20 protein-coding genes are annotated in these 20,322 nt (G+C 56.9%); 8 read left to right on the top strand and 12 right to left on the bottom strand.

Annotated features, from left to right (window positions below; translation table 11 throughout):
• Window positions 1–2 precede the first annotated feature (2 nt).
• Window positions 3–1,463, bottom strand: a complete 1,461-nt coding sequence (ftsY, locus tag OTG14_RS21685) for a signal recognition particle-docking protein FtsY (RefSeq protein WP_148770054.1) — start codon at window positions 1,461–1,463, stop codon at window positions 3–5.
• A gap of 127 nt (window positions 1,464–1,590) precedes the next feature.
• Between ftsY and rsmD the strand changes: the two genes are divergently transcribed.
• Together rsmD and OTG14_RS21675 are read left to right on the top strand one after the other, a co-directional pair.
• Window positions 1,591–2,193 carry a 16S rRNA (guanine(966)-N(2))-methyltransferase gene (gene rsmD, locus OTG14_RS21680; RefSeq protein WP_048990594.1) on the top strand — a complete coding sequence of 201 codons (603 nt, stop codon included), beginning with the start codon at window positions 1,591–1,593 and terminating at the stop codon, window positions 2,191–2,193.
• Window positions 2,177–2,458 (top strand): DUF1145 family protein, encoded by a 282-nt coding sequence (locus OTG14_RS21675; protein ID WP_090420791.1) that lies wholly within the window; start codon window positions 2,177–2,179, stop codon window positions 2,456–2,458. The genes rsmD and OTG14_RS21675 overlap by 17 nt, the downstream gene beginning before the upstream one ends.
• A gap of 60 nt (window positions 2,459–2,518) precedes the next feature.
• Here the strand turns inward: OTG14_RS21675 and OTG14_RS21670 are convergent, their stop codons facing one another.
• Window positions 2,519–2,875, bottom strand: a complete 357-nt coding sequence (locus tag OTG14_RS21670) for a DUF2500 domain-containing protein (RefSeq protein WP_061716152.1) — start codon at window positions 2,873–2,875, stop codon at window positions 2,519–2,521.
• A gap of 129 nt (window positions 2,876–3,004) precedes the next feature.
• Between OTG14_RS21670 and OTG14_RS21665 the strand changes: the two genes are divergently transcribed.
• Window positions 3,005–3,631 (top strand): lysoplasmalogenase, encoded by a 627-nt coding sequence (locus OTG14_RS21665; protein ID WP_024906687.1) that lies wholly within the window; start codon window positions 3,005–3,007, stop codon window positions 3,629–3,631.
• 76 nt (window positions 3,632–3,707) lie between these two features.
• Window positions 3,708–5,879 carry a Zn(II)/Cd(II)/Pb(II) translocating P-type ATPase ZntA gene (gene zntA / locus OTG14_RS21660; RefSeq protein ID WP_267215731.1) on the top strand — a complete coding sequence of 724 codons (2,172 nt, stop codon included), beginning with the start codon at window positions 3,708–3,710 and terminating at the stop codon, window positions 5,877–5,879.
• An 89-nt stretch (window positions 5,880–5,968) separates the two neighbouring features.
• Here zntA and ubiA read toward each other — a convergent pair whose 3' ends face one another.
• The 5 genes from ubiA to malK all read right to left on the bottom strand — a co-directional run bounded on the left by ubiA (window position 5,969) and on the right by malK (window position 11,131).
• On the bottom strand, window positions 5,969–6,838 hold the full coding sequence (ubiA, locus tag OTG14_RS21655; protein ID WP_024906685.1) for a 4-hydroxybenzoate octaprenyltransferase: 870 nt from the start codon (window positions 6,836–6,838) through the stop codon (window positions 5,969–5,971).
• 12 nt (window positions 6,839–6,850) lie between these two features.
• Window positions 6,851–7,348, bottom strand: a complete 498-nt coding sequence (ubiC, locus tag OTG14_RS21650; RefSeq protein ID WP_024906684.1) for a chorismate lyase — start codon at window positions 7,346–7,348, stop codon at window positions 6,851–6,853.
• A 180-nt stretch (window positions 7,349–7,528) separates the two neighbouring features.
• Complete coding sequence (gene malM, locus OTG14_RS21645) at window positions 7,529–8,482, bottom strand: maltose operon protein MalM (protein WP_267215730.1); 954 nt, start codon at window positions 8,480–8,482, stop codon at window positions 7,529–7,531.
• Window positions 8,483–8,594: 112 nt separating this feature from the next.
• Window positions 8,595–9,950 (bottom strand): maltoporin, encoded by a 1,356-nt coding sequence (locus tag OTG14_RS21640; protein ID WP_024906682.1) that lies wholly within the window; start codon window positions 9,948–9,950, stop codon window positions 8,595–8,597.
• A gap of 71 nt (window positions 9,951–10,021) precedes the next feature.
• Window positions 10,022–11,131, bottom strand: coding sequence for a maltose/maltodextrin ABC transporter ATP-binding protein MalK (malK, locus tag OTG14_RS21635; protein WP_032650555.1), 1,110 nt, complete (start codon window positions 11,129–11,131; stop codon window positions 10,022–10,024).
• A 370-nt stretch (window positions 11,132–11,501) separates the two neighbouring features.
• Between malK and malE the strand changes: the two genes are divergently transcribed.
• The 3 genes from malE (at window position 11,502) to malG (ending at window position 15,262) form a co-directional block, all read left to right on the top strand.
• The gene (gene malE, locus OTG14_RS21630; RefSeq protein WP_267215729.1) at window positions 11,502–12,692 is read left to right on the top strand and encodes a maltose/maltodextrin ABC transporter substrate-binding protein MalE; all 1,191 of its coding nucleotides are present in this window, start codon (window positions 11,502–11,504) and stop codon (window positions 12,690–12,692) included.
• A 120-nt stretch (window positions 12,693–12,812) separates the two neighbouring features.
• On the top strand, window positions 12,813–14,357 hold the full coding sequence (gene malF / locus OTG14_RS21625) for a maltose ABC transporter permease MalF (RefSeq protein WP_267215728.1): 1,545 nt from the start codon (window positions 12,813–12,815) through the stop codon (window positions 14,355–14,357).
• 14 nt (window positions 14,358–14,371) lie between these two features.
• Window positions 14,372–15,262: a maltose ABC transporter permease MalG gene (gene malG / locus OTG14_RS21620; protein ID WP_023310002.1), complete on the top strand. Its 891-nt coding sequence runs from the start codon at window positions 14,372–14,374 to the stop codon at window positions 15,260–15,262.
• Between the two features lie 97 nt (window positions 15,263–15,359).
• On the opposite strand, the gene psiE is transcribed toward malG, so the two are convergent.
• Window positions 15,360–15,770, bottom strand: coding sequence for a phosphate-starvation-inducible protein PsiE (psiE, locus tag OTG14_RS21615; protein ID WP_000202963.1), 411 nt, complete (start codon window positions 15,768–15,770; stop codon window positions 15,360–15,362).
• Between the two features lie 96 nt (window positions 15,771–15,866).
• On the opposite strand from psiE, the gene OTG14_RS21610 reads away from it, so the two are divergent.
• Entirely contained in the window at window positions 15,867–16,319 is a 453-nt protein-coding gene (locus OTG14_RS21610) for an acyltransferase (protein WP_048990582.1), read from the top strand.
• 78 nt (window positions 16,320–16,397) lie between these two features.
• Here the strand turns inward: OTG14_RS21610 and OTG14_RS21605 are convergent, their stop codons facing one another.
• The 4 genes from OTG14_RS21605 to yjbE form a co-directional block, all read right to left on the bottom strand.
• Complete coding sequence (locus OTG14_RS21605) at window positions 16,398–18,494, bottom strand: YjbH domain-containing protein (RefSeq protein WP_267215727.1); 2,097 nt, start codon at window positions 18,492–18,494, stop codon at window positions 16,398–16,400.
• Complete coding sequence (locus OTG14_RS21600) at window positions 18,494–19,231, bottom strand: capsule biosynthesis GfcC family protein (RefSeq protein ID WP_267215726.1); 738 nt, start codon at window positions 19,229–19,231, stop codon at window positions 18,494–18,496. The genes OTG14_RS21605 and OTG14_RS21600 overlap by 1 nt, the downstream gene beginning before the upstream one ends.
• Window positions 19,228–19,866, bottom strand: coding sequence for a YjbF family lipoprotein (locus OTG14_RS21595; protein ID WP_024906676.1), 639 nt, complete (start codon window positions 19,864–19,866; stop codon window positions 19,228–19,230). Before OTG14_RS21595 ends, OTG14_RS21600 begins: the two co-directional genes overlap by 4 nt.
• Window positions 19,867–19,929: 63 nt before the next feature.
• Window positions 19,930–20,172 (bottom strand): exopolysaccharide production protein YjbE, encoded by a 243-nt coding sequence (gene yjbE, locus OTG14_RS21590; RefSeq protein ID WP_008503423.1) that lies wholly within the window; start codon window positions 20,170–20,172, stop codon window positions 19,930–19,932.
• Between the last annotated feature and the right edge of the window lie 150 nt (window positions 20,173–20,322).

Raw genomic sequence — 20,322 nt, 5'->3', positions numbered from 1 at the left:
TGTTAGTCCTCTCGGGCAAATAATGCCTCAATAAAGTCGTCCGCCTTAAACGGACGCAAATCCTCAATACGCTCGCCCACACCGATGTAACGGATAGGAATGCCGAACTGGTCGGCCACGGAGAAGATCACCCCGCCTTTCGCGGTGCCGTCCAGCTTGGTCAGCGCGATCCCCGTCAGTCCTACCGCTTCAGTGAACAGCTTCGCCTGACTGATGGCGTTCTGTCCGGTGCTGGCGTCAATGGTCAGCATAATTTCATGCGGTGCGTCTTCGTCCAGCTTCTTCATGACGCGAACGATTTTCTTCAACTCTTCCATCAGGTGCGATTTGTTCTGCAAACGCCCTGCGGTATCGGCAATCAGCACGTCCACGTTGCGCGCCTTCGCCGCCTGAATGGCGTCGAAGATCACGGACGCGGAATCCGCGCCGGTATGCTGGGCAATCACCGGAATGTTGTTGCGCTGACCCCAAACCTGCAGCTGCTCAACCGCCGCCGCACGGAAGGTGTCGCCCGCCGCCAGCATCACCGATTTGCCCTGCTGCTCGAACTGACGCGCCAGCTTGCCGATGGTGGTGGTTTTACCCACGCCGTTCACGCCGACCATCAGAATAACAAATGGCGTTTTGCCTTCAATATTAAGCGGTTCGTCAACTTTTGCGAGAATTTCACCCATCTCGTCTTTCAGCAGGCCGTACAGCGCTTCGGCGTCGCGCAGCTGTTTGCGGCTCGCCCCTTCGGTCAGATTGGCGATGATCTTACGGGTGGTTTCCACGCCGACGTCCGCAATCAGCAGCTGTTCTTCCAGCTCTTCAAAGAGATCGTCGTCGATCTTCTTGCCGCGGAACAGACTGATAAATCCGGAACCTAAGTTTTCTTTGGTTTTGAGCAGGCTGCGCTTCAGGCGGGCGAAGAAACCTTCTTTGGTCGGTTTTTCCTGCTCCTGAACGATCTCTTCTTCCGGTTCTTCTTCCACCGGCACCACGATGACCGCTTCTTCAGCGGCTTCCGCCGCCAGCGCCTGGGCTTCAAGCTCTTCGTCGGTCAGTTCTGGCTCGAGCGCCGCTTCTTCTTCCACCGCCTCAACGATTTCAACGGTTTCCGCTTCGGCCTGCCACTCTTCGGCAGACACCTCTTCGGCTTTCACCTCTTCCGGCAGCGGCAGCTCTTCATGCTCGATAACGGCCTGCGGCGCTTCGGTAATGTCATCAACGACAACCGGTTCTGGCTTCTCGCTCTCCTGAACCTGTTCCGTGACCTCAACCACCTCTTCTGCAAAGGATTCAACCTCTTCTTTGCTGTGCGCCGTTTCTTCCGCGTCGACTACCGCGGCGGTTTCTACAGGCGTTTCAGGCGGTGACTGCTCTTCAACGGCTTGTTGCTCTTCGGTTTTCTGTTCTGTTTCTTGCTCTTTTTCACCGAAGCCCAGCCAGGAAAAGAAGCCACGTTTTTTTTGTTTTGCCATCTGCGACTACACTCCTCGCGGCGCTATATACATGGAAGCTAAAAAAATGATGAAATAGTCTAACACTTTACTTAATTGACATCACCGCCCGCAATCGCAGGCCAATTGTTAACAGAGCTTTCCTGAGATGAAGAAACCCAACCGCGCCCCGGCCGGTCAAATTCGTATTATCGGCGGTCAGTGGCGAGGCCGGAAATTACCGGTGCCGGACAGCCCCGGTTTACGCCCTACTACCGACCGCGTGCGCGAGACGCTGTTTAACTGGCTGGCCCCGTCAATGGTAGACGCCCACTGCCTGGACTGCTTCGCCGGAAGCGGCGCGCTCGGTCTGGAAGCGCTGTCGCGCTATGCCGCCAGCGCCACGCTGCTGGAGATGGAGCGCGGCGTAGCGCAGACGCTGCAGCAAAATCTGGCGACGCTGAAGGCGGGCAACGCCAAAGTCGTGAACACCAACACGCTGAGTTTTCTTGCGCAGAAAGGCACGCCGCATAACGTGGTGTTTGTCGACCCGCCGTTCCGTAAGGCGCTGCTGGAGGAGACGCTATCCCTGCTGGAGCAAAACGGCTGGCTGGCGGATGACGCGCTAATTTACGTTGAAAGCGAAGTGGAAAACGGTTTACCGCCGGTTCCCGCTCACTGGGATCTGCACCGTGAAAAAGTCGCGGGTCAGGTTGCTTATCGTCTGTATCACCGTCAGGCACAAGGAGGATCCGATGCCGGTACTGATTAATCTGGGACGTTTGCTGATGCTGGGCGTCTGGGCGTTTTTGATTCTGAATCTGGTGCACCCGTTCCCGCGCCCGATGAACATTTTCGTTAACGTCGCGCTGATTTTCACGTCGTTTATGCACGCCCTGCAGATGGTGATGCTGAAAAACGGCCTGCCGAAAGACGGCCCGCAGATGACGGGCTGGCAGCAGCTGCGCGTGTTTATCTTCGGCGTATTTGAGCTGCTGGTGTGGATGAAGAAATTTAAGGCGCAGGCGAAGAAATAAGGTGCGGGCTGATGCCCTCACCCTACCCCTCTCCCACAGGGAGAGGGAACCGTTCGTGCATTATTCCGTACTGAACCCTTCAAATCGCGACCCTTTGTAGCTCAGCGTTCCTTTCTCTCCCACTGTCAGCTGATGGTACTGCTGCGCCTCCAGGCGGAAGGTCATCTCCAGGCCGCCCGTTTCCGGCTTAAAGCTCGCTTCATAGCGCATTGTTGTGCCCGCAGGCGTCACCTGCTGCTGGCGTGAGCGGCGGTCATTGAGCGGTTTCTCGCGTTTGTTGGTCACCACCACGCGCTTTTGCATCAGGGGTGCGGCATCGTTATCCGCCTTCTCGCGGCGCTGCTGTACGAAGCGGAACGAGGCGGCAATGACGATAATCGCCACCACGATAATGAAAAACAGCGGCATCTTGCTCATTCTACAATCCCATCAGATTATGCGGAATTCAGGATACCCTGCCTTCCCCGCCATTGCCAAACGCCCGCCCGCGTCACTACACTGGATCAGAAACTGATTATTCAGACTTAACAGATACAGGGAGTTAATATGCTTTGGTCATTTATCGCTGTCTGTTTTTCCGCATGGCTTTATGTCGATGCGTCGTACCGCGGTCCCACCTGGCAGCGCTGGTTGTTTAAACCGGTCACGCTGTTGCTCCTGCTGCTGCTGGCCTGGCAAGCGCCGATGTTCAACGCCGTCAGCTATCTGGTGCTCGCCGGGCTGTGCGCCTCCCTCATTGGCGATGCCTTAACCCTGCTGCCGCGCCAGCGCCTGCTGTACGCCGTTGGGGCGTTCTTCCTGTCGCATCTGCTGTATACCATCTACTTTGCCAGCCAGATGACGCTCTCCTTCTTCTGGCCGCTGCCGTTGGTGCTGCTGGTGATTGGCGCGCTGCTGATTGCGGTGATCTGGTCACGTCTGGAAGAGATGCGTTTGCCGGTCTGCACGTTTATCGCCATGACCCTGGTAATGGTGTGGCTGGCGGGCGAGCTGTGGTTCTTCCGTCCGACCGCTCCGGCGATGTCCGCGTTCTTCGGTGCCGCGCTGCTGCTGATCGGGAATGTCGTCTGGCTGGGCAGCCACTATCGTCGCCGCTTCCGTGCGGATAACGCGATTGCCGCCGCCTGCTACTTTGCCGGGCACTTCCTGATCGTGCGTTCGCTGTATATTTAAATAAGTCTTGACTCTGGAGTCGACTCCAGAGTGTATGCTGCGGTTAATGAGAAAATTATCATTACCGGAGACTGCCATGTCGACTCCAGAAACATCTAAAAAAGTTCCACAATTCTCGGCAATTAAGCTCAGTCCGGTTCCGCCTAAAGACGACTGCTGCTGCGAAGGCGTGTGCGAAACGCAAACTGAAATGCTGCCTAAAAGCGGCAACCGCTACAGCTGGGTCGTTAACGGCATGGACTGCGCCGCCTGTGCGCGCAAAGTGGAAAACGCCGTCAAACAAGTGCCGGGCGTGAGTCACGTTCAGGTGCTGTTCGCCACGGAAAAGCTGCTGGTTAGCGCCGATAACGACGTCAGCAAACAGGTGGAAGCCGCCGTCAGCAAGGCGGGCTATACCCTTCGTAGCGAAACGGCGCCCGCTGAAAAAGCCTCTTCCCTGCAAGAAAACCTGCCGCTCATTACCCTCATCATCATGATGGCCCTGAGCTGGGGGCTGGAACAGTTCAACCACCCGTTCGGCAACCTGGCGTTTATCGCCACCACGCTGGTCGGGCTGTTCCCGATTGCCCGTCAGGCGCTGCGCCTGATGAAAAGCGGCAGCTGGTTTGCCATCGAAACGCTGATGAGCGTGGCGGCTATCGGGGCGCTGTTTATTGGCGCAACGGCAGAAGCGGCGATGGTGCTGCTGCTGTTCTTAATCGGTGAACGCCTTGAGGGCTGGGCAGCGAGCCGGGCGCGTAAAGGGGTCAGCGCGCTGATGGCGCTGAAGCCGGAAACCGCCACGCGCGTGGTAAACGGCACGCGTGAAACGGTCGCCATCACGACCCTTCGTCCGGGCGACGTGATTGAAGTCGCGGCAGGCGGACGCTTGCCTGCAGACGGTGCGCTGCTTACCGCCACCGCGAGCTTCGATGAAAGCGCCCTGACCGGCGAGTCCATTCCGGTTGAACGTGAGGCGGGTGAAAAAGTGCCTGCGGGTGCCACCAGCGTCGACCGTCTGGTACAGCTCACCGTGCTTTCCGAGCCGGGCGACAGCGCCATCGACCGTATCCTGAAGCTGATTGAAGAGGCCGAAGAGCGCCGCGCGCCGGTCGAACGCTTTATTGACCGCTTCAGCCGGATCTACACGCCCGCCATTATGCTGGTGGCTCTGCTGGTTACCGTCGTCCCACCGCTGTTCTTTGGCGCGCCGTGGGAGGGCTGGATTTATAAAGGGCTGACGCTATTGCTGATCGGCTGTCCGTGCGCGCTGGTGATTTCCACCCCGGCGGCGATTACCTCCGGGCTGGCTGCGGCGGCGCGTCGCGGGGCGCTGATTAAGGGCGGCGCGGCGCTGGAGCAGCTGAGCCAGGTTCAGCAAATCGCGTTCGATAAAACCGGTACGCTGACCGTGGGCAAACCGCAGGTGACCGGCGTATATCCGCAGGATATCGGTGAAGATGAACTGCTTACGCTGGCCGCCGCCGTTGAGCTGGGTTCCACTCACCCGCTGGCGCAGGCGATTGTGCGTGAAGCGCAGTCGCGCGGGCTGAACATCCCTCCGGCAACCGCCCAGCGGGCGCTGGTCGGGTCAGGGATTGAGGCCACCGTTGACGGTAAAAAGGTACTGATTGTCGCGGCTGGCAAGTCTTCTACTCCAGAGGTGGAGGCGTTAGAACAAACCGGACAAACTGTTGTGAGCGTGATGCAGGACGGCGTCGCAAAAGGGATGCTGGCGCTGCGCGACACCCTCCGCGATGACGCAAAAGAAGCCGTGGCGGCGCTGCATCAGCTGGGCGTGCAGGGGGTGATTCTCACCGGTGATAACCCTCGCGCAGCGGCAGCGATTGCCGGTGAGCTGGGGCTGGAGTTTAAAGCCGGATTGCTGCCTGCGGATAAGGTCAGCGCGGTAACGGAGCTGAACGCTCAGACGCCGCTGGCGATGGTCGGTGACGGGATTAACGATGCTCCGGCGATGAAAGCGTCCACCATTGGTATTGCGATGGGCAGCGGGACCGACGTGGCGCTGGAAACGGCTGACGCGGCATTGACCCACAACCGCCTGACCGGGCTGGCGCAGATGATCGATCTTGCGCGCGCGACGCGGGCCAATATCCGTCAGAACATCGGTATCGCGCTGGGGTTGAAGGGGATTTTCCTGGTTACCACGCTGCTTGGCATGACCGGGCTGTGGCTGGCGGTACTGGCGGATACCGGGGCAACGGTGCTGGTGACGGCGAACGCGCTCAGGTTGTTGCGTCGCCGGTAAAAAAACGCCCGGTGGCGCTGACGCTTACCGGGCCTACATATCCTGCTAAATCGTAGGCCGGGTAAGGCGAAGCCGCCACCCGGCTTTTTTTATATGAAGTAGCTCATCGCCAGGCCTAAAAACAGCACCAGACCGACGTAGTTATTGTTCATAAACGCCTTGAAGCAGGCGTCGCGTTCGCGCTTCGCAATCAGCTTTTGCTGGTACGCAAACAGCAGTCCCGCCACCAGCACGGACCAGTAGAACTCCCAGTTCAGCCCGTTCAGACGACCAATCGCCACCATCAGCGCCAGTACCGCAACCTGCAGGATACCGATAATCAGCTTGTCCTGACGGCCAAAGAGGATGGCGGTTGATTTGATGCCAATTTTCAGGTCATCGTCGCGGTCAACCATCGCGTACTGGGTGTCATACGCCACGGCCCAGAGAATATTCGCCAGGAACATCAGCCAGCAGCTGAGCGGTAAGGACTCACTAACCGCCGCAAACGCCATCGGAATCGACCAGCCAAACGCCGCCCCCAGCACCACCTGCGGCAGATGGGTGTAGCGCTTCATAAACGGATACACCCAGGCCAGGGCCAGCGCCGCAACGGAAAGCAGAATGGTCATGGTGTTGAGGGTTAACACCAGCAGGAAAGAGAGCAGCACCAGAACAATAAACAGCACGCGGGCTTCTTTCCCGGTCACCTGCCCGCTGGGTAACGGACGACCGGCAGTACGCTTAACATGACCATCGAATTTACGATCGGCATAGTCATTCACCACGCAGCCCGCCGCACGCATCAGCCAGACGCCGGCAACGAATACGCCAAGGATCCACAGCGGCGGCACGCCCGGCGTGGCGAGCCATAGCGCCCAGAGGGTCGGCCACAGCAACAGTAACGCGCCAATGGGTTTATCGGTACGCATTAAGCGGTGATACGCCAGCAGCTTATTCTGCGTCAGGCTCCACTCCATTTTTTCTTCCTCTTAGTACAACGGTGATGCCGGTAAAAAAAGCTCCGTCAGAATTAACGGTTTACCGCTCAGGCGAAGGCGGGAACGACGCCCCCAGAGTTCGGCATCACGACCAATCTCAATAAAATCCCGGGTAAGCTCAGACGAGGTGAAAAGGTAACGCCCCAGCGGCGTTTTCCCCAGACGTTGCAGCGCCAGCTCGGGCCCGGAAAGGGTGGACTCGGGCACTACCGTTCGCCCGGCAAGCCACGGCTCACCGTCAGCACAAAGTAAAATTTCACGCAGCCAGTAACGTGGCTCTTGCGGCAGCAGCGGCAGCTCGCTGGCAATCTCATCGCCAGAGACAAACCCTTCCTGAATCAGGGTCACCGTAACCGTTTTACCCTGCTGCTCAAAACGTTTCGTCATGGAATCTTCCAGCAGCAACCAGTCCAGTTGCTGCGGTTCAAGCGCAGGTATTTGGTCGAAATAGCGCAGCGCACGCAGTTGCGTTAGCGCAGGGTGTGACATGCCAGACTCTCCGATACATAACGTAATGGCATTGTATCGCAGAAACACGGATTGAGGGGGGCCAAACGTTATTTAACGATCACGATCGCAACAAGAGTGCAACAGCCTGGCGGAGACGAAAAAAAGTGCGCCCACTCAGGCGCACCAAACGACTAACAAATCAGCACTGCGGGGAAACGGTTACCCCTTGCCTTTTACACTGCTGATAAAGGTGGAACGGGCAGTGGTTGAACCTAAACGTTCGGCTTCATCAAGCAGTTTCAGCGCTTTATCGACATCGCCGCGCTTCACCGCCTGCTTAATGGCGTTGTTGAAGTATTCTTCGGTGTCGTTCAGTACCGGCTCCGCTTTCTTCGCCGGGGCCGGTGCTGCGGTCGCTACCGGTGCGGCTGCCGTGGCAGCTGGCGCGGTATAGGCAGGCGCAGCGGTGTTGCCTACGGTGACAGGGCCGGTACCGGAGGAGCCAAACAGCGGGCCGACCAGGACGCTGGACGCACTATTGGTAGACACTTTCAGCTTCACAAGACCGTCAGTGGTGTGGCGGGCGATTGGGTCCGGGATATCCGGCACGGCGTTACCTACGCCTTTGGCATAGGCCTTAGCGGGATCAAGCAGCGTAGTGGTTTGCTGCAAATCTTTTTCCGTGGTGAAGACGAGTACATAAATTTTCTGCTGACCCAGCGCAGGCGTCAGTCGCATTACCCCTTCGAGGCGGTCTGCGCTCATGACACCAGGCTCCTGATAGGTAAAGTATTCGCTAGGGAAGAACGCAGAAGGCGTCATGTTCTGGTCAAGAATGAGCACGTTCGGTGCAAAAACGCTGGTCTGCTTGTTAACTTCACTTGTGAGCGTCAACGTCAGTTCGCCAATGTTTGCAGGCACACTGTATGCAACCACCGGACCACTGATGCCCGGAACATTAAGTGGTTGCCCCCCCGTCGAGAGCTGGGTCGTTTGGGCTTTAGATTGATCGACAGGCGTCCAGACCAGCTGTTGCAACGCAGCGGCCGGAATGGCCGGCGCGGATGTTGTGTTTTGCGGAACGAAATTCACATTAGCGAGCGTTACTGCTGGCGCGCTTGCCAGCAGCCCTGCGGATAAACAAAGAGCAAGGAGAGTTTTGTTCATTTTCATTGTTATCACCTCAAAATGCACAGGTCAGCGGTAGCCAGGCAATAGCGCGCCGTCCCAAGGATTGAGGGGCTTGCGCCCCTCAGTTTGGTCATTACGTCAGGTTAAGACGGGATTACCACCAGATTTCCATCTGGGCGCCGAAGGACCACTCATCGCTATCACCACGGCTAGTGGTGGTGAAGCCGGAGTTATTGTCGGCTGCGTATTTCAGGACCTTATCGCCGTTTTTGATGTAACCCCAGTTCTCATCCCACTTGGCATAAGTTGCAAAGATACGCAGCGCCGGACGAGACCAAATGCTGTCACCAGCCTGCCACTGTTGTGCCAGGGTAATTTTGTACTGATTGTTACGATCGCCAGTCTGCTGAGACTTGACGTTGTCGTAACCGACTTCAAGCAGGGTACTCATGATTGGCGTCCACTTGTACATTGGACGAACGCCCACGGTCCACCAGTCGGTACCCAGGTCGTTATCAAGATCCAGTTTCTGGTACATACCGACGTACATCAGATCCCATTTATCGCCGAGGGAGATGGCACCGTGATCCAGCACGCGCCACAGCTTACCGTTGTTGTTGATGTAGTCATCAACATAGTGGGTGACCGAGCCATCGTCATTTTTAATATCGAAGGTCGAACCGTAGGAACCTTGTGAAAGGCCTTTACCCTGAGTGGTCATCGCATCCGTTGCATACTGAACAACGAACTTGTTATAGCCCTTCAGCATGCTCTGGGTGTGTTCAGCGGTGAACATCCAGCCGTCTTTCGACGCGCCGTCTGCATAGCTGTAACCATCAGTTTTATTGGAACGTCCATAGTCGACGCCCAGTTCCAGAGTACCGTTCGGGTTGGTCTCCAGCCCCGCCAGACGCATGTCAAACACGTCGTTCGCCGTATCTTTCGATTTGTCATAGATATTCTGGCTGCTAAAGGTGTAGGAACCACCCGCTTCCTGAGAACGGGTCGCTGCCAGAGACAGTTTACCGAAGCCCAGATCGACGTTTTCGATACCCGCACCAGGACCAGAAATATCCCAGTAGTAGAAGTCGATCATGTGGACGTCATGACGCTGATAGAAGCGCTTACCGGCCCAGATAGTCGAACCTGGCAGCCATTCAATCAGGTTTTTTCCCTGCACGTTGGCTTCACGGAACGCCGGGTTAGTGGCTTCCCAGTCGTTCTGCTGCCCCACGGAGTATGCTACGTTGGTGTCGAAGTAGAAGCTCTTATCACCTTCTTTCCATACTTCCTGGCCCAGCTTCAGTTCCGCATAGGTTTCACATTCGTTACCCAGACGGTATTTACTTTGAGCACCGGTTGCCTGGAAGCACTGTTGTTCGCCGCCACTCCCCGTCCAGCCGATACCGGAACGAGCATAACCATGGAAATCCACGGCCATTGCCTGAGCAGACATTACGCCCGCTGCGACGGCAACTGCCAGAGGAAGTTTGCGCAGAGTAATCATCATTCTATCTCCTGAGATCATTGCTTTTCTTTGAACACTTCACCTGTCGGTTTCGTGTCTTCTTTTGGGATTGCTTAAACGCCTGGCTCTTTGTGCAACCGACGACATGCAGTGCCATCCTCACGGAACAGATGGCAACGCTCTGGCGGCAAGCCGATAGCGAATCTGGCACCCTCTTCTACCAACACCACGTCGTTCTGGCGGTAGACCAGGTTCTGACGGATGGCGGGGATCTGGATATGAATCTGTGTTTCGTGACCAAGCTGTTCGACGACCTGAACGTCACCTTCCAGGGTCACATCGGCGATGTGGCTCGGCAGCAGGTGCTCAGGACGAATACCGAGGGACATGTTTGCCCCGACCTGTACGTTGGCGCTGTCGACCGGCAGCCAGACCTGCTGGCGGTTTGGCAGCTCCACCTGTACCTGTTCAATCGCGGTCGCGGTCACTTTGACGGGCAGGAAGTTCATCTTTGGCGAGCCAATAAAGCCCGCAACAAAGCGGTCTGCCGGGTAGTGATACAGCTCCAGCGGTTTGCCCACCTGCGCCACGCGACCGGCATCCAGCACCACGATTTTGTCGGCGAGGGTCATCGCTTCGACCTGATCGTGGGTGACGTAAATCATCGTGCGGCCAAGACGCTTGTGCAGACGGGAGATTTCGATACGCATCTGGACGCGCAGGGCGGCATCCAGGTTAGAGAGAGGTTCATCAAGCAGGAACACGCGCGGTTCGGCCACCAGGGTACGGCCAATCGCCACACGCTGACGCTGGCCACCGGAGAGCGCTTTCGGCTTACGCTCCAGCAGGTGCGCCAGCTGTAACACTTCCGCCACCTGCGTCACGCGCTGGTTAATAACCTCTTTCTTCGCGCCGGCCAGCTTCAGGCCAAAGGACATGTTCTCGGCAACGGAAAGATGGGGATAGAGAGCATAAGACTGGAACACCATACCGACGCCACGTTCGGCAGGTGGGATGTCGTTCATTCGGGTATCACCGATCAGCAGGTCGCCGCTGGTGATGGTTTCAAGACCGGCAATCATACGCAGCAGAGTAGATTTACCACAGCCTGATGGGCCAACAAACACCACGAATTCGCCTTCGTTGATGTCCAGATTGATGTCTTTCGACACCACAACGTCACCCCAGGCTTTCGTTACATTACGCAGCTGTACGCTCGCCATGCCCTTCTCCCTTCGTTACAACCTGTCACCGACAGAAACATTCAAGATAAGTTCACTATGGGGTATCCATTACTTTCCCGAATCCTCCACCCCCCGCCTTTTTTATGGGGGAGGAGGCGGGAGGATGAGAGAGCAGGCTCTGCGACCGCGGCTGGGGGGCTGAGGCAAAATTCGTGAAGCCGCCTGCAAAATTCGGTGGGTTTTTATGTGCGCCAGCACTCATAACTTAAATTTATGCAACGGAGATCACACAAACGGGGGGTGGGGCGTAGGGGTTGGGAGGATGGAAAGAGGATGTCAAATAAGGAGACTGAGACACGTTGAACCACTGAAGTCATACCACGAGACATCACCAAAAAGGATGGCAGCTATGAATATCAAGACTGGCGCACGCGTTTTCGCATTGTCCGCCCTCGCAGCAATGATGATTTCCGCACCGGCGCTCGCCAAAATTGAAGAAGGCAAACTGGTTATCTGGATTAACGGCGACAAGGGCTATAACGGCCTGGCCGAAGTGGGCAAAAAATTCGAGAAAGATACCGGCATCAAAGTGACCGTAGAGCACCCGGACAAACTGGAAGAGAAATTCCCGCAGGTTGCGGCAACCGGCGATGGCCCGGACATCATCTTCTGGGCGCATGACCGTTTCGGGGGTTACGCGCAGTCTGGCCTGCTGGCTGAAGTGACGCCAGACAAAGCCTTCCAGGACAAACTGTTCCCGTTCACCTGGGACGCCGTTCGCTATAACGGCAAGCTGATCGCTTACCCAATCGCGGTTGAAGCCCTGTCTCTGATTTACAACAAAGACCTGGTCCCTAACCCGCCGAAGACCTGGGAAGAGATCCCGAAACTGGATAAAGAGCTGAAGGCGAAAGGTAAATCCGCCCTGATGTTCAACCTGCAAGAGCCGTACTTCACCTGGCCGCTGATTGCTGCCGACGGCGGTTACGCGTTCAAGTTTGAAAACGGCAAGTATGACGTGAAAGACGTGGGCGTGGACAGCGCAGGTGCGAAAGCGGGTCTGACCTTCCTGGTTGACCTGATCAAGAACAAACACATGAACGCGGATACCGACTACTCCATCGCGGAAGCGGCGTTCAACAAAGGCGAAACCGCGATGACCATCAACGGTCCGTGGGCCTGGACCAACATCGATAAGAGCAAAATCAACTACGGCGTGACGCTGCTGCCAACCTTCAAAGGCAAGCCGTCTAAACCGTTCGTTGGCGTGCTGAGCGCGGGCATCAACGCTGCCAGCCCGAACAAAGAGCTGGCGAAAGAGTTCCTGGAAAACTACCTGCTGACCGATCAGGGTCTGGATGAAGTGAACAAGGACAAACCGCTGGGTGCCGTCGCGCTGAAATCCTTCCAGGATCAGCTGGCGAAAGACCCACGTATCGCGGCCACCATGGATAACGCCCAGAAAGGCGAAATCATGCCGAACATCCCACAGATGGCCGCGTTCTGGTACGCCACGCGTACCGCGGTTATCAACGCTGCAAGCGGTCGTCAGACTGTCGATGCCGCGCTGAAAGATGCTCAGGGTCGTATCACCAAGTAAGCAGAAAAACGGCGGGTGGCGCGTGCGCTTACCCGCCCTACGACTACGGCACGATCCGTAGGTCAGGTAAGCGCAGCGCCACCTGACGATAAGATTCCACCGTTGTAGAGGAAGAACCCCATGGATGTCATTAAAAAGAAACGCTGGTGGCAAAGCGACGCGCTGAAGTGGTCAGCGATCGGTCTGCTGTGCCTGCTGGTGGGTTACCTTGTTGTTTTAATGTACGTACAAGGGGAATATCTGTTCGCCATCATGACGCTGATTTTAAGCTCTGCTGGCCTGTATATTTTCGCTAATCGTAAAGCCTATGCCTGGCGCTATGTCTACCCGGGCGTGGCCGGGATGGGGCTGTTTGTCCTGTTCCCGCTGATTTGCACCATCGCCATTGCGTTTACCAACTACAGCAGCACCAACCAGCTTGCACAGGAACGCGCGCAGCAGGTGCTTCTGGACCGCTCATACCAGGCAGGCAAGACCTTTAACTTCGGCCTGTATCCCGCAGGCAACGAATGGAAGTTAGCGCTTACTGACGAAGCAAGCGGTAAATACTATGTCTCTGACGCCTTCAAATTTGGCGGCGAGCAGAAGCTGGCCTTAAAAGAGGCACAGGCCCTGCCGGAAGGTGAACGTGCCAACCTGCGCATCATTACCCAGAACCGTCAGGCGCTGACTCAGCTCACCGCCGTACTGCCAGACGAAAGCAAAGTGACCATGAGCTCGCTGCGCCAGTTCTCCGGCACGCAGCCGCTCTATACTCTGGCGGATGACGGCACGCTGACCAATAACCAGAGCGGCGTAAAATATCGTCCAAACAACGACATTGGTTTCTATCAGTCCATTACTGCCGACGGCAAATGGGGTGATGACAAACTCAGCCCGGGCTATACCGTCACCATCGGCTGGGACAACTTTACCCGCGTGTTTACCGACGAAGGCATTCAGAAACCGTTCTTCGCCATCTTCGTCTGGACGGTGGTCTTCTCCGTACTGACCGTGATCCTGACCGTTGCCGTGGGTATGGTGCTGGCCTGCCTCGTCCAGTGGGAATCCCTGAAGGGCAAAGCGATTTACCGCGTGCTGCTGATTCTGCCGTATGCCGTGCCGTCGTTTATCTCGATTCTAATTTTCAAAGGGCTGTTTAACCAGAGCTTCGGTGAAATCAACATGATGCTGAGCGCGCTGTTTGGCATCAAACCGGCCTGGTTCAGCGACCCAACCACCGCCCGCTCGATGATCATCATCGTCAATACCTGGCTGGGCTATCCGTACATGATGATCCTGTGCATGGGCCTGCTGAAGGCTATCCCGGACGATCTGTACGAAGCCTCGGCGATGGACGGCGCGGGCCCGTTCCAGAACTTCTTTAAGATTACGCTGCCGCTGCTCATCAAGCCGCTCACCCCGCTGATGATTGCCAGCTTCGCCTTTAACTTTAACAACTTCGTGCTGATTCAGCTGTTGACCAACGGCGGCCCGGACCGCCTGGGCACCACCACGCCGGCAGGTTATACCGACCTGCTCGTGAGCTACACCTACCGTATCGCCTTCGAAGGCGGCGGCGGTCAGGACTTCGGTCTGGCGGCGGCGATTGCCACCCTGATCTTCCTGCTGGTAGGCGCACTGGCGATTGTGAACCTGAAAGCCACACGTATGAAATTTGACTAAGGAGGGCATCGATCATGGCAATGGTACAACCCAAATCTCAGAAGCTGCGCCTCCTGGCGACGCACTTAGGCCTGCTGATTTTCATCGCGGCGATCATGTTCCCGCTGCTGATGGTTATCGCCATCTCCCTGCGTTCGGGTAACTTCGCTACCGGGAGCCTGATCCCGGACGAAATCTCCTGGGAGCACTGGAAGCTCGCGCTGGGCTTCAGCGTAGAGCACGCGGATGGCCGCGTCACGCCGCCGCCGTTCCCGGTGCTGCTGTGGCTGTGGAACTCGGTGAAAATCGCAGGTATTACCGCGATCGGTATCGTGGCGCTGTCCACCACCTGCGCTTACGCCTTTGCTCGTATGCGTTTCCCGGGCAAAGCGACGCTGCTGAAAGGGATGCTGATTTTCCAGATGTTCCCGGCCGTGCTGTCGCTGGTGGCGTTGTATGCCCTGTTTGACCGTCTGGGCCAGTACGTACCGTTTATCGGTCTGAACACCCACGGCGGCGTTATCTTCGCCTATCTTGGCGGTATCGCACTGCATGTATGGACCATTAAAGGCTATTTCGAAACCATCGACGGCTCGCTGGAAGAAGCGGCGGCGCTGGATGGGGCAACCCCGTGGCAGGCGTTCCGCCTGGTACTGCTGCCGCTGTCGGTGCCGATTCTGGCGGTGGTGTTTATCCTGTCGTTTATCGCCGCCATCACCGAAGTACCGGTTGCCTCACTGTTACTGCGTGATGTGAACAGCTACACCCTGGCCGTGGGTATGCAGCAATACCTCAACCCGCAAAACTACCTGTGGGGTGACTTTGCCGCGGCGGCCGTACTTTCCGCCATCCCGATTACCGTGGTGTTCCTGCTGGCGCAGCGCTGGCTGGTCAACGGCCTGACGGCGGGCGGTGTGAAAGGTTAAGTTTCATTTTGTTATGCCACTGCAACCCTCAACTTTAGACGTATTGTATTGACCCAACTTGTGACTGTTGTTAGGCGGCCTCCGGGCCGCCATTTTTTTATTCGCGTTTCAGCCGCTTCGAGTTACACAGCCAGAGGGTGATCACCAGCAGCAGGATCGCCGCCGAGTAGATCAGCACGTCGAGCGGGGATTTATGATCGACGATGATCAGCCGCACAATCGCGGTGATCCCAATGTAGACAAAATAACGCAGCGGGAAGTGAAAGCCGGACTGAAAGTACTTCACAATCAGGGCGATAAATTCAAAGTAGAGAAAGTAGACCACCAGGCCTTCCACCAGCGCATATTTGCTGGTTTGTTCAGGGGCAAACAGTACATCCGCCAGATGCACCGTCTCTTTACCCAAAAAGACGACCAGTATCAGGCCAAGGCTCAACAGACCGAGGTTCAGCACGGTCTGGAGGATAGTTGAGATAAACTCAACGCGCGGGCGAGTCAGGGATGTCATACAGCACCTCATTCTCCAGGGCGAGGTTTCTGTATAACGCAAAAATGTGACGGAGATCTATATTTTTTAATTATGTTTTATGTAGGGAGGTAACCGATGGATCGTAAACCAACCGGGGTTCGCAACGTGACGTGCGGCGACAATGTGACCGTATATGAACCCACTAATCTTTACGACTGTGTACTGGGCAACGGCGTATTCGTCGGCCCGTTTGTTGAAATCCAGGGCAATACGCGCATCGGTGACGACAGCAAAATTCAGTCGCACACCTTCATCTGTGAGTATGTGACCATTGGTAAGCGTTGCTTTGTTGGCCATGGCGTGATGTTTGCCAACGATATGTTTCGTGAGGGGAAACCGAACGCCGACCGGGCCAGCTGGGGCCATATTACTATCGGAAATGATGTGTCGATTGGCAGCGGTGCCACCATTCTGGCGGTCTCCATTTGCGACGGAGCGGTGATTGGGGCGGGAAGCGTGGTGACAAAATCGATCGTCGAGAAAGGTGTCTATGCCGGGAACCCGGCAAGGCTGCTGCGCCGCTTGTAGTTCGCCCGGTGGCGCTGCGCTTACCGGGCCTACAAAAACCGTAGGCCGGGCAAACGCAGTGCCGCCCGGCGTGAAGCATCAGCGGAAGTTAATGTTCTTGTCGCTGGTCATGTCGTACAGCTGGAACTTACGCCCAAGCTGCTGACCACCGTCGCGCGTCAGCGGTGTCCAGCCGATGGCCGCACGGCTGCGGGTTGGGCCTGACGAGAACAGATCCAGCGGAATCGACACGTAAACCCCTTTGGTGAAGTCCCCTTCCCCATATTCGTCCGGCGAGACGTTGGTGATGGTGGCGTAGCCGCCCACCACGACGCCGCTGTCGAAGTGTTTGGAGATGTCCAGCGTGCCGCCCTTATCGCCCGCCAGGTACTGGCCGACGCTGGCTTTCACCAGCACATCAGGTGCAAACGACGGCGTCCAGTAGGCGGTCAAATGGCCCGTTTTGACGCTGTAGTCGGTGAACTTCATCATGTCCTGGGCGCTGCGCCAGTCACGCTGCTTGACGTAGTTGGCATCAACCCCGAACGCCCAGTTGCTGTCGACAGGACGATAAAGCACTTCCGCCCCCGCGCCGCCGTACATGGTTTCCAGATACCCACCGTACACCTGGCCGTAGAAGCCGTTGCCGAAGTACTGGAAATAGTTGGCCTGCAGGTTATTCACGTAGGCATCGTTCTGCACGTACTCACGTACGCGGGTACGCACGCGCGGCAGCTGTGAGTCTTTTGGCGGGTTGGTATAGTTGAACTTGTCGTAGTTGTTAGCGATGTTGCCAAACAGGCTGCCGGTGGTCAGCAGGTGGTCGGTAAGCCACAGATCCGCCGTCGCCATAACGCCCAGCTGATACATGTAGAAGTTTTCCGGCCCGCCGACGGACTGGTTCAGCACCGGATCGATATGGAAATCGAAGCGCGACTTGTCGATATACCAGCCCTGCTCGGTGGTCTCCGGCACGATCGGCTCAACGCGTTTTTGTACCAGCTCGGTTTCATGCCCAAGCGGTTCGCCCTCCAGGTGGCGCTTAAGGCTGGCAACATCCGTTTCCGTCGTCACCTGCGGCAGGTTGAGACGATTCTCCGTCACGCGGATCGTGCGGATCCCGTCCGGGAGATCGTTCATGATGATCCGGTTGGCGCGTTCGATCCCTTCACGCGAGTCGCGGTATTTCACCTGCTCGCCGGTGACGTACAGCGTATCGCCTTTCACCTGAATTTTCGGATCCGCCAGACCGGCATTGTATTTCAGCAGCGTCAGCTGGTTTGCCACCACGGAGTGCTGCAGAATCGCATCCTGCGGCTCCGGCTGGTATGCAGGCCGCGCGTTATCATTGTAGTGCGGCCGCATGTCGTTAAAGTTGGTGCGCAGCGTGAAGCCAAACATCACCGTATTGCCGCGCTCGTAGCTGAGGTTAACGTCGGCCCAGTCGGTGACGCGATAAATGGCGCCGACGTTAAACTTGCTCTTCTGCTCAATCTTCCCGGCGAAGTCCTGCGAGTAGTCATTCCCCTCGTACTCCAGCTTCAGGCGTAACGGCTGCCAGGGCGTCTGATATTCAACGCCGCCAAACAGTGACGCCGGACCGTGGAACATCTGGTCACCGTTGATGGATCCCGCTTTCTGGTAGCTGTTATCGCGGTAACAGTATTTATCGCTGTAGGAGCAAAACGGGTTTTTCACGTTGCCGCTGGTGCCAAGATAGCCCCATCCCAGACCGAGTGAGAAATCAAACGGTCCCCAGGCCTTGCTGGCCACGATGTATTCCGCGTCAAACAGGCCGGTACCGCCGATATCTTTGGCGCCCACGGAGACCTGCGGCATCCAGTAGCTCTCTTCCCACAGGCGCAGCTTGACGTCGAAGGCTTTATCTTTGTAGGTCTGATCGCCTGAGAACGCCTCGACGCTGCTGTATTGTTTCGTCCGCACGTCGGTATAGCGCAGCGTGGTTTCAAGCCACGGGAACAGCTGCACCGACGCCGAGTAGTAGCGATACTGGTCGTTATCACGGTAGTTAAGGCTAATTTCCCCTTCACGCGCCATACGCGCGGTGGGCGTTTGCAGTAAACCGACGCCGCCGAAGTCTGACTGAGACGGGCCAATGGGTGCCGGATACGTTTCTGCATGGCAGGCGGCACTCACGCAGAGCGCCAGCATGCTGTAGAGATAGGTTCTTTTCATTATTCCGGTATCCGCTGAATCAGGGAGTGAAGGATATCGGCGTTAAGCCCGTCATACGCCTTCGTCCAGAAATGGTCGGCAAAACCGACAAAAATAATGCTGCCCGGCATGGGTTCGATATGACGCTTATTCCAGTAAGCGACAGGGGCTTTTTGCGTGTGGCCGTCAGGGTAAACCACCCAGGCGTAGCTGTTATCCGCGCCGCTCAGCAGACTCTGCTCGTCGAGATAGCTCGCCACGTCACGACCGGGGGTAAAGGGCTTCTTACCTGGGCTGCTGATAAGCCCCATCACGGTCACCGTCGTCGGCTTCGCCGGAAGCCAGAGCGTATAGTCCCCTTCCAGCGTGGGGTTGTCGTTTTCCGTGACGCGCACGTCATCCGGATCAAGATTGACGTTCTGTCGGCCCGTCACCTTCAGCGCCTGCAGCTGCTGACGGACGCTATTAATGGCCGCCGCGTCGTCGCCATCTTCCTGCTCCGCGAGTCCCGTTAGCCTGGCAAGAAGCGCCTTGTGCTGCTGTTCCGCTTCCACGGTCTTCTGCCGTTCAGCGATGACCGCGCCTGGCCACCAGCTGTTGGCGAGCCTTGGCTGTCCGACAAGATCGAGCAGATGCTCGGCGTGGGTTAAGGTTTTGGGTTTTTCACTGTCCGGCGTGTAGACCTTTACTGTCCCGGCGGACCATGCCAGCGGCGCGGCAAAACTGGCGATAAGCGCAACGTGAATGAGCGTTTTCATGATTTCGCCGCCTTGATCAGGGTGGTTTTGACCGGGAAGAAACCGGCACCGAGATACTGTAAGGACTGACGGATCTGCCCTTCCTCGTCGATCCAGAAGCGGTTGTGCCAGGTGGCCTGGTCGGTGGTGACCTCTTCATCCAGCACGCGAACCTGCGTTTCGTCGCTGCCGACTTTCACGCTGTCGGTGCCGTCCCAGCGGAAGGTCGAGCGTGCCGTGGCGTAACGCACCTGCTTGTGTTCGGTCCAGCCCATCGTGCGCGTCCAGCCTGCGCCGTCGGCGATCTGGTTCGGCTTGATCAGCGGGTCGTCGGCGATATTATTCACCTCCAGCAGGTTATCGCCGCCCAACAGGGTTTTCACGATACGGCCATGCTGCGTCACGATGGTGGCCTGATCCTGCGTCACCCATTTCTGCTGCCCGTTTTCATCGAAAGCGAGCACCACAAACAGTTGCGGGCCATCGTTAAGCTGCATGTACTGACTGGCATAGGGCATGTTCTGAAGTTCGTCATCGGTCAGATGCACGCCCGGTGTGCCGAACAGGCTTTCCCACAGTGAGTTTCCCAGCCCTTTAGTGGTGGCCGAGCACGCCTGCAGCAGCAGGCAAATCAGAATGATTGCAGGTCGCTTCACGACTCTTCTCCGAAGGGGCGAAATAACCACACCGAAGTGTGGTTATGATTAAAACACCCGCTATTACTGGGTGCTGGTTGTCGTGGTGGTCGTGGTTCCGGTGTTGGAGCCATCACCGCCACCGGTTGCCGCCAGCGCGACACCCACGGCTGAACTTACGGTGCTGGCGCTGGCTGCGGTAGAACTCCCCGCAGACGCAGACGTCGCAGCCGACCCTGCCGCTTCCCCGACCTGAACCGGAGCTGCATAGACAGATGTCGCCGCAAGCGCAGATATGGCAAAAATGCCATACAGTACTTTCTTCATAACAATTTCCCTTCAATGAATGAATGGAGATTTGCCCGAAAAGAATTTCAGGCGGAATCGAGTATACACAACTACTGCCGTGGGTTTGCCGTAAGGGGAAATAGGGAGAGGGTTTTCGGACTAATGGTTAAAATGGAAATGAAAGACAAA

This window comes from Enterobacter pseudoroggenkampii (assembly GCF_026420145.1).
Lineage (GTDB): Bacteria > Pseudomonadota > Gammaproteobacteria > Enterobacterales > Enterobacteriaceae > Enterobacter > Enterobacter pseudoroggenkampii.
Note: the sequence above shows the minus strand (reverse complement) of the source record. Positions and strands in the feature narration are given on the sequence as shown.

Excerpts from the sequence above, each read along its gene's own strand:
- ftsY (WP_148770054.1), bottom strand. The coding sequence starts at position 1,463 with ATGGCAAAACAAAAAAAACGTGGCTTCTTTTCCTGGCTGGGCTTCGGT.
- rsmD (WP_048990594.1), top strand. The coding sequence starts at position 1,591 with ATGAAGAAACCCAACCGCGCCCCGGCCGGTCAAATTCGTATTATCGGC.
- OTG14_RS21675 (WP_090420791.1), top strand. The coding sequence starts at position 2,177 with ATGCCGGTACTGATTAATCTGGGACGTTTGCTGATGCTGGGCGTCTGG.
- OTG14_RS21670 (WP_061716152.1), bottom strand. The coding sequence starts at position 2,875 with ATGAGCAAGATGCCGCTGTTTTTCATTATCGTGGTGGCGATTATCGTC.
- OTG14_RS21665 (WP_024906687.1), top strand. The coding sequence starts at position 3,005 with ATGCTTTGGTCATTTATCGCTGTCTGTTTTTCCGCATGGCTTTATGTC.
- zntA (WP_267215731.1), top strand. The coding sequence starts at position 3,708 with ATGTCGACTCCAGAAACATCTAAAAAAGTTCCACAATTCTCGGCAATT.
- ubiA (WP_024906685.1), bottom strand. The coding sequence starts at position 6,838 with ATGGAGTGGAGCCTGACGCAGAATAAGCTGCTGGCGTATCACCGCTTA.
- ubiC (WP_024906684.1), bottom strand. The coding sequence starts at position 7,348 with ATGTCACACCCTGCGCTAACGCAACTGCGTGCGCTGCGCTATTTCGAC.
- malM (WP_267215730.1), bottom strand. The coding sequence starts at position 8,482 with ATGAAAATGAACAAAACTCTCCTTGCTCTTTGTTTATCCGCAGGGCTG.
- OTG14_RS21640 (WP_024906682.1), bottom strand. The coding sequence starts at position 9,950 with ATGATGATTACTCTGCGCAAACTTCCTCTGGCAGTTGCCGTCGCAGCG.
- malK (WP_032650555.1), bottom strand. The coding sequence starts at position 11,131 with ATGGCGAGCGTACAGCTGCGTAATGTAACGAAAGCCTGGGGTGACGTT.
- malE (WP_267215729.1), top strand. The coding sequence starts at position 11,502 with ATGAATATCAAGACTGGCGCACGCGTTTTCGCATTGTCCGCCCTCGCA.
- malF (WP_267215728.1), top strand. The coding sequence starts at position 12,813 with ATGGATGTCATTAAAAAGAAACGCTGGTGGCAAAGCGACGCGCTGAAG.
- malG (WP_023310002.1), top strand. The coding sequence starts at position 14,372 with ATGGCAATGGTACAACCCAAATCTCAGAAGCTGCGCCTCCTGGCGACG.
- psiE (WP_000202963.1), bottom strand. The coding sequence starts at position 15,770 with ATGACATCCCTGACTCGCCCGCGCGTTGAGTTTATCTCAACTATCCTC.
- OTG14_RS21610 (WP_048990582.1), top strand. The coding sequence starts at position 15,867 with ATGGATCGTAAACCAACCGGGGTTCGCAACGTGACGTGCGGCGACAAT.
- OTG14_RS21605 (WP_267215727.1), bottom strand. The coding sequence starts at position 18,494 with ATGAAAAGAACCTATCTCTACAGCATGCTGGCGCTCTGCGTGAGTGCC.
- OTG14_RS21600 (WP_267215726.1), bottom strand. The coding sequence starts at position 19,231 with ATGAAAACGCTCATTCACGTTGCGCTTATCGCCAGTTTTGCCGCGCCG.
- yjbE (WP_008503423.1), bottom strand. The coding sequence starts at position 20,172 with ATGAAGAAAGTACTGTATGGCATTTTTGCCATATCTGCGCTTGCGGCG.